The 7,462-nt window shown below is 70.2% G+C and carries 6 protein-coding genes; 2 read left to right on the top strand and 4 right to left on the bottom strand.

Going from position 1 to position 7,462, the window contains the following annotated elements; genetic code table 11:
* Positions 1–103: 103 nt before the first annotated feature.
* Entirely contained in the window at positions 104–670 is a 567-nt protein-coding gene (yeiP, locus tag QMX80_RS17460; protein WP_055773125.1) for an elongation factor P-like protein YeiP, read from the top strand.
* A 498-nt stretch (positions 671–1,168) separates the two neighbouring features.
* Here the strand turns inward: yeiP and QMX80_RS17465 are convergent, their stop codons facing one another.
* The 4 genes from QMX80_RS17465 to QMX80_RS17480 form a co-directional block, all read right to left on the bottom strand.
* Complete coding sequence (locus QMX80_RS17465; protein ID WP_282278444.1) at positions 1,169–2,317, bottom strand: ATP-binding protein; 1,149 nt, start codon at positions 2,315–2,317, stop codon at positions 1,169–1,171.
* Positions 2,318–2,336: 19 nt separating this feature from the next.
* On the bottom strand, positions 2,337–4,184 hold the full coding sequence (locus QMX80_RS17470; protein WP_282278445.1) for a DUF4105 domain-containing protein: 1,848 nt from the start codon (positions 4,182–4,184) through the stop codon (positions 2,337–2,339).
* Positions 4,181–4,480, bottom strand: coding sequence for a DUF2388 domain-containing protein (locus tag QMX80_RS17475; protein WP_055765215.1), 300 nt, complete (start codon positions 4,478–4,480; stop codon positions 4,181–4,183). Before QMX80_RS17475 ends, QMX80_RS17470 begins: the two co-directional genes overlap by 4 nt.
* A gap of 72 nt (positions 4,481–4,552) precedes the next feature.
* A complete protein-coding gene (locus tag QMX80_RS17480; protein ID WP_282278446.1) occupies positions 4,553–5,941 on the bottom strand; it encodes an FAD-binding oxidoreductase in 1,389 nt (462 codons plus the stop codon).
* A 197-nt stretch (positions 5,942–6,138) separates the two neighbouring features.
* Here QMX80_RS17480 and serA point away from each other — a divergent pair, with 197 nt between their 5' ends.
* A complete protein-coding gene (serA, locus tag QMX80_RS17485) occupies positions 6,139–7,380 on the top strand; it encodes a phosphoglycerate dehydrogenase (RefSeq protein ID WP_282278447.1) in 1,242 nt (413 codons plus the stop codon).
* The last annotated feature ends 82 nt before the right edge of the window (positions 7,381–7,462 follow it).

A 7,462-nucleotide genomic window follows, 5' to 3' on the forward strand; every position in this document is an offset into this window, starting at 1 on the left:
CGCCTGGACGGCGCGGGGCGCCGGGCGCCCAAGTGAGCCACCCCGCGGGCGCCCACAAGGCGCCCGCTTCAATTCATCCCTTACCCCAACCGACTTTCCAAGCATGAAAGCCAGCGATATCAAGAAAGGCAACGTCGTCGAATACAACAACGGCGTCTACCAGATCCGCGACATCGAGCGCAGCTCGCCGCAGGGCCGCGGCGGCAACGTCCGCTTCCGTTTCATCATGTACAGCGTGCCGGGCGGCAACAAGCTCGACGCCAGCTTCGACGCCGACGACAACCTGCCGGAAGTCGAGCTGCTGCGCCGCCAGTCCACCTTCTCCTACATGGACGGCGATGCCTTCGTGTTCATGGACGACGAGGACTACACCCCGTACACGCTGGACGCGGACGTGATCGGCGACGACGCCGGCTACATCACCGAGGGCCTGGCCGGCATCTACGTGCAGGTGATCGACGACCAGCCGGTCGCCATCCAGATGCCGCAGCACGTGACCCTGGAAGTGGTGGAAACCCCGCCGGAACTGAAGGGCGGCACCGCCACCAAGCGCCCGAAGCCGGCCAAGCTGAACACCGGCATCGAGATCATGGTTCCGGAATACATCACCAACGGCGAACGCATCCTGGTCAACACCACCACCGGCGAGTTCGGCGGCCGCGCCGACTGATCCGGCGGCAAGCGGCAAACGACGGCGCCCCTGTGGCGCCGTCGTCGTCCATGAAGACCGGTGGCGGCGCGCCGATGACGCGGCAGTTCCCCATCCGCGACGGCGCACCCGGGACATTTTCCTGCCCCGACCGACCGGCGCCCTCCTGCCGCTGTCTCCCGTCCCTCCTGCCGCTTGCGGCCACCACTCTCGCCGCGGCGGAGGTCCGCCCCCGGCCTGTCTGACCGACCCCGGAAGCTGGGCAGTGGCGATGCCTGGCCGGTCGAACCCGAAGCGGCCGGGAACGAAGGCCTGCGCCGGGGCGTGCGCTGGTCGTACATCGATCTGGGCGCGACCGGCGACCGTCCGTCCATCGGCCAGCACGAGTACCTGGCCTTTGCCGGCTACCGCTTCGGGGCCTGGGCGTGAGCGACGACTTCGACGCGGGCACAGGAGCGGCTATCGGAAAAACCGCCTGCGCCTGGCCCGCAACCTCCGAGTGGCCGCCGCTTGCCAGCGCTATGCGCCGGACGCGCCCTCCGCCACCGGGAAATACATCGACACCGCCGCGCCGCCGAGCGTGGACGTGCCGATCTCGGCCATGCCGCCGGACTGCGCGACGAAGCCATGCACCTGGCTCAGCCCCAGCCCGCTGCCCTGGCCTTCGGGCTTGGTGGTGAAGAACGGCTCGAACACCGTGTCGCGGATTTCCCGGCCGATGCCCGGCCCGCTGTCGCCGACGGTGACGCGGATGTAGCCGGCGCTGCCGATGCCGGACGCGACCGGGCGCTGTTCCAGCCGCGCCTGCAGCAAGACGTCGCCGCACCCGCCGATCGCATCGCGGCTGTTGCCCAGCAGGTTCAGCAGGGCCGCTTCGAGCTGGCCGACATCCACCGCGACCGGCGGCAGGTCATCCGCCAGATCCAGCGTCACCTGGACGCCTTCCCCGCAGACGCGCTGGTAGAGATCCCGCGAGGCCACCAGCAGGTCGTTGACCCGGCACAGCTGCGGCACCAGCGCCTGGCCGCGGCCGAACACCAGCATCTGCCGGGTCAGCCCGGTACCGCGCTCGACCGCGCGGTGCGCCAGGTCCAGCAGCCGCCGCGTGCCCTCGTCCTCGGCCCGGCGCGCGGACAGCATGTCCAGGCTATTGGCGATCACCGACAGCAGATTGTTGAAGTCGTGCGCCAGCTCCAGGGTGAGCTTGCCGAAGGCGTCCAGCCGCTGCGCGCGCATCGCGCTTTCCTGCGCCTCCTGCACCCGCTTCTGGTTCTGGAAGAACTCGGTGATGTCGCGCACCACCATCAGGATGCGCGGGGCGCCGCCGTCGAAGACGCCCCGCTCCATGGTCAGCGCCGCGCGGAAGCGGGTGCCGTCCCTGCGCACCAGCGGGCAGGCGGACTGCTCGATGCCCTGCTCCCGCACCCGCGCCAGCAGCGCCAGGTGCATCCCGCGTTCCTGGTCGGCGCGGCTGAACAGGCTGGCGAAGCTGCGCCCGCGCAGTTCCTCTCGGGCATAGCCGTAGATGGATTCCACGCCCGCGGTGCCGTTATGGATCAGGCCGTCGTCGTCCAGCTCAAGGATCGCGCAGGAGCGCAGCTGCATCATGCCCTGCATCAGGCGGCTGTCCTCGTCATGACGCGGCAGGTAGTGCGGCTGCTGGTTCAAACGCGGTCTCCGTTGGCGTTCACGGCCGCGGCACGGGATCCACGCCGGCGGCTTCGGTGCCGCTAACGTACCGCAATCGCAGGCGCTGGCGCAGGTGATCCAGATTCGACTCCACGCCCAGCAGGCGCGCGCGTTCGGCCTCCGGCAACAGGTCCCGAAGCGCTGCGTCCAGCGAGCGCCGTTCGTCGCCCGCGGCCTGCGTGCGCCCGGCCACGTCGCGGCGGAGGACAGCGCGCTCGCGCTCCAACGGCAGGCCGTAGCCCTCGCTGGCCAGCATGCCCGGCGCCAGCAGCAGGCCGGCCTGCGCGAGCAGGCCGCGGACGCGCTCCAGTGCCGCGGCGTCGCCACCGCGCGCCAGCAGGCTGCGTTTGAGCAGGTCGCGCACGCGCAGTTCGCCGCGTCGCCACGCCGCCTGCTCCAGCACCAGCAGGGCGGCCAGCACGCGTTCGTCGTCCGCGTCCATCCAGCGCCGGCGCTCGCCCGGCGGCAGCTCCAGCCATCGCTCCACATCCGCCACCGGCGGCTGCAGGCCCGCGCGCACCACCTCGAACAACTGCCGGTAGCGCGGCGCGTCCGATTCGAAGTAATAACCGGCTCGCACCGCCGCGGCGCGGTCGCCGGGCGACACCGGAACCGCATCCCCGCCGCGCTCGAGGCGGCGCAGCAGGCCGACCGGCGTGATCGACGACAGCCGGCGCCCGGCCAGTCGCGGCACGCCGTCATGCAGCAGCTTCCAGGTTTCCACCGCGCAGTTGTTGCTGACGAAGTAATAGCGGCCGTCATAGGTCCAGTGCACCCGCGCGGCCTGTTCCAGCAGCGCGGCGATCTCCTCGCGTCGCAACCGCAGCGGCACGGACGAAAGCCCGCGCAGTTCGACCCGGGTGTAGTCCTCGACCACGCGGTCCAGCGGCAGCACGAACAGGCGCGAAGGATACGAGCCGGTCAGGCCACGCCAGTTGGACAACTGCACGTCGCCGACGAAGGCGCGGAAGGACAGCACCCGGTGGTACTGCAGGTCCATCCGGCACGCCGGCCCCGGCGCGCGTCCGGGCGCGCAGACCACCAGCCGCAGCATGCTGTGGCCCCAGCGGCTCATCGGCTGGCCGTTGCCCTCGGCCAGCAGGTAGTCGACCTCGTAGACGCGCGCCGGGTCCAGTTCCAGCAGGCCGGCCATGCCGTCCTGCGCGCCGGCTTCCACGAACGGCAACGCCGATGCACAGGTCGCTTCGGCCGCCGCCGGCAACGGTCCCAGCGCGGCGGCGAACCAGCGGTGCAGTGCCGGTCGCCGGCAGGCGTTGTCGACGTCGAGCAGGTAGTGCTCCAGGTTGACCGCGAAGAACTCGGCCGGGCTGTGCAGTTCGTACCGGTCGGGACTGCGCAGCAGGAAACGGTTGCGGCCGCGGCCCGGCAGCAGCGGTCGCACCTGCCACCCGGCCAGATCGAGGAAGCGCGCATCGTGCGACCAGCCGCCCGCCACGGAGCGGTCCAGCGCATGCGCCAGTTCGTGGATCAGCGCCGCCTGCGCCCGCCGCCAGGCCGGCGTCGATGCGCCTGCCCCGTCGCCGGGCAATGCCGCGAGCAGGCGCTGGTCCAGGCCGAGTTCGCTGCCGCGCGCGCGACCGGCCACATGGCTTGGCAGGTCGTCCCGCCAGCGCAGGCGCAAGGCGAGCGCATGGCCGTCGCGCACCGGTGTTGGCAGGCGCACCAGTACCTGTTCGATCAGTTGCCGGCTGGCCTGCAGTTCCTGCGCGGACAGTCCATCGGCGGCGACCTCGATCCGCAGTGCGGCCTGCACCGGCGCGGCGATTGCCGCGCACAGCAGCAGCGTCCAGCAATGCCGGCGCCACCGCCGGCAGGCGGCGCTCACAACGCCAGGATCTTCCGCGCCAGCGCCATGTCGCTGGCCTCGCGCGCGGCGGCGTCGCGCTCGCGCAGGTGCAGCAGGGCCGCTTCCAGCCAGGCGCCGCGGATGGCGCCCTCGCTGGCGACGAACGCCGCGGCATCGTCGCGCGCGTCCAGCACCACCTTGTCGTCGCCGGACGAGCTGCTGCTGGAATGCGAGGACGCGCCCGCCGCCGATCCGGCGGTGGTGCCGGCGAAGCTGGAAGACAGGGCCGACAACGGCAGGACGGCCAGGGCAAGGAACAGGATCGGACGGATCATCGGTGCGCGGGAATCGTGGAGCGGGAGGCAAGCATAACGGGCTGCCGTTCCCGGCGGCCCGCCGCTGCGCCCTCAGCGGTCGAACAGCTTGCCCGGGTTCATCAACCCCAATGGGTCGAACGCCTGCTTGACCCCGCGCATCAGCGCGATCTCCGCCGCATCGCGGGTGCTGGAGAGATAGGGTTTCTTGACCAGGCCGATGCCGTGCTCGGCCGAGATGCTGCCGTGGAAGCGGTGCAGCACCTGCGCCAGCAGCTTGGTCACCTGCTCGCACTGGCCCAGGAATTCGGCGTCGGAGCCATCCTCGGGCTTGAGCACGTTGATGTGCAGGTTGCCGTCGCCGATATGGCCGAACCAGACCACGTCGAACTGCGGATAGGCGCCGCTGATCAGCGCCTGCGCCTCCTCCAGGAAGGCCGGCATCGCCGAGATGCGCACCGACACGTCGTTCTTGTACGGCCGGTAGCGCGCCAGCGACTCGGTGATGCCCTCGCGCAGGCGCCACAGCTGCTGCGCCTGCGCCTCGCTGGCGCTGATCACGCCATCCAGCACCCAGCCCTGCTCCATGCAGTGTTCGAACGCGGCCAGCGCCGCGGCCTCGCCCGCCTCGTCGGCCGCGGCGTATTCGGTCACCACGTAGTACGGGTAGGTCTCGGCGAACGGATACGGCGCGCCATGCGCGGTGACGTGGTGCACGGCGCGATCGGTGAAGAACTCGAACGCTTCCAGCTGCATCCGCTCGCGGAACGCGGAGAACACCTGCATCAGCACCTCGAACGACGGCAATGCCAGCAGCATCACGTTGGTCGCCGGCGGCGGGTCGGTCAGCTTCAGCGTGGCCTCGACCACGATGCCGAGCGTGCCTTCCGAACCGATCAGCAGCTGGCGGAAGTCGTAGCCGCTGGAGTTCTTGATCAGGCCCTTGTTGAACTCGAGCAGTTCGCCGTTGCCGGCCACGACCTTGAGCCCGGCGATCCATTCGCGGGTGTTGCCGTAGCGGATCACGCGGATGCCGCCGGCATTGGTGGCGATGTTGCCGCCGATCGAACAGGAGCCACGCGCGGCGAAGTCCACCGGGTAGAGCAGGCCGTGTTCGCGGGCGGCGTTGTGCACGGCTTCCAGCGGCATGCCGGCCTGCACGGTCAGGGTGCGGTCCACCGCGTTGAAGTCCAGCGCCTTGTTCAGCCGCTCCAGGCTCAGCACCAGTTCGCCGTTGGCCGCGACCGCGCCACCGGACAGGCCGGTGCGGCCGCCGGACGGCACCACCGCGACCTTGTGTTCATTGGCCCAGCGCACCACCGCCTGCACGTCCTCGACACTGCCCGGCAACGCGATGGCCAGCGGCGCCGGCGTCCAGCGCCGGGTCCAGTCGCGCCCGTAGTGTTCCAGGTCGGCCGGATCGGTCTTCAGGCGCAGCCCCGGGCAGGATTGCAGCAGGGTGTCCAGGCGCGGGTCGGTCATGGCGGCGGGGGTGCTCGGCAGGGGAAACCGGAAAGCCTGCCAGCCGTGGCGCGGCACGTCCAGCGGCAGCAGGCGGCGGCGATGGATTCAGCTGAAACTGTCGGGTTATCAAGACATTACCAGGTGTCGCAGTGCACAAGAGCCGGTCGCTTCTGGCATAGTCGGCAACTCCCTCCGCTCGCACAGCCGCCACCGCCATGTCGCCGAAGAAAACCTCGTTCCCGAAGCAGGACATCCGTGTTTTGTTGCTGGAGGGGGTCAGCCAGACCGCGGTGGAAACATTCAAGGCGGCCGGTTACACGCAGATCGAATACCACACCAAGGCCCTGCCGGACGACGAGCTGAAGGCGCGCATCGCCGAGGCGCACATCGTCGGCCTGCGCTCGCGCACCCAGCTCACCGCCGAGGTGCTGGCGCACGGCAAGCGCCTGATCGCCGCCGGCTGCTTCTGCATCGGCACCAACCAGGTGGACCTGGAAGCGGCCGAGCTGGCCGGCATCCCGGTATTCAACGCGCCCTATTCCAACACCCGCTCGGTGGCCGAGCTGGTGATCGCCGAAGCCATCATGCTGACCCGCGGCGTGCCGCAGAAGAACGCGCAATGCCACCGCGGCGGCTGGTCCAAGTCGGCCGCCGGCAGCCACGAGGTGCGCGGCAAGGTCCTGGGCATCGTCGGCTACGGCCACATCGGCACCCAGGTCGGCGTGCTCGCCGAGGCGCTGGGCATGCAGGTGATCTTCCACGACATCGAGACCAAGCTGTCGCTGGGCAACGCGCAGCCGGCCGCCAGCCTGGACGACCTGCTCGCCCGCGCCGACGTCGTCACCCTGCACGTGCCGGAAACCGCGGCCACGCAATGGATGATCGGCGCGCCCCAGCTGGCGAAGATGAAGCGCGGCGCGCACCTGATCAACGCCGCGCGCGGCACCGTGGTGGTGATCGATGCGCTCGACGCGGCGCTGCGCTCCGGGCACATCGGCGGCGCCGCGCTGGACGTGTTCCCGGTCGAGCCGCAGGGCAATGGCGACCGCTTCGAGTCGCCGCTGATCGAACACGACAACGTGATCCTGACCCCGCACGTCGGCGGCAGCACGCTGGAGGCGCAGGACAACATCGGCATCGAGGTGGCCGCCAAGCTGGTCCGCTACAGCGACAACGGCAGCACCCTGTCGGCGGTCAACTTCCCGGAAGTGACCCTGCCCGAGCACGAACAGAGCCTGCGCCTGCTGCACATCCACCGCAACGTGCCTGGCGTGCTGTCGCGGCTCAACGAAGTGTTCTCGCGCCACAACCTCAACATCGACGGCCAGTTCCTGCGCACCGACCCGAAGCTGGGCTACGTGGTCGTGGACATCACCGCCACCGAGGAACAGGCCAACGCGATCCGCGACGAACTGGCCGCGATCGACGGCACGCTGCGCACCCGCATCCTGTATTGAGCCGCCGCGGCAGTGCCGGCCGCTGGCCGGCAACCGCAATGACGATGATCCCGAAGCTGCCGGCCAGCGGCCGGCATTACCG

Origin of the sequence: Stenotrophomonas sp. PS02297 (genome assembly GCF_029959705.1) — a bacterium.
GTDB lineage: Bacteria > Pseudomonadota > Gammaproteobacteria > Xanthomonadales > Xanthomonadaceae > Stenotrophomonas > Stenotrophomonas nitritireducens.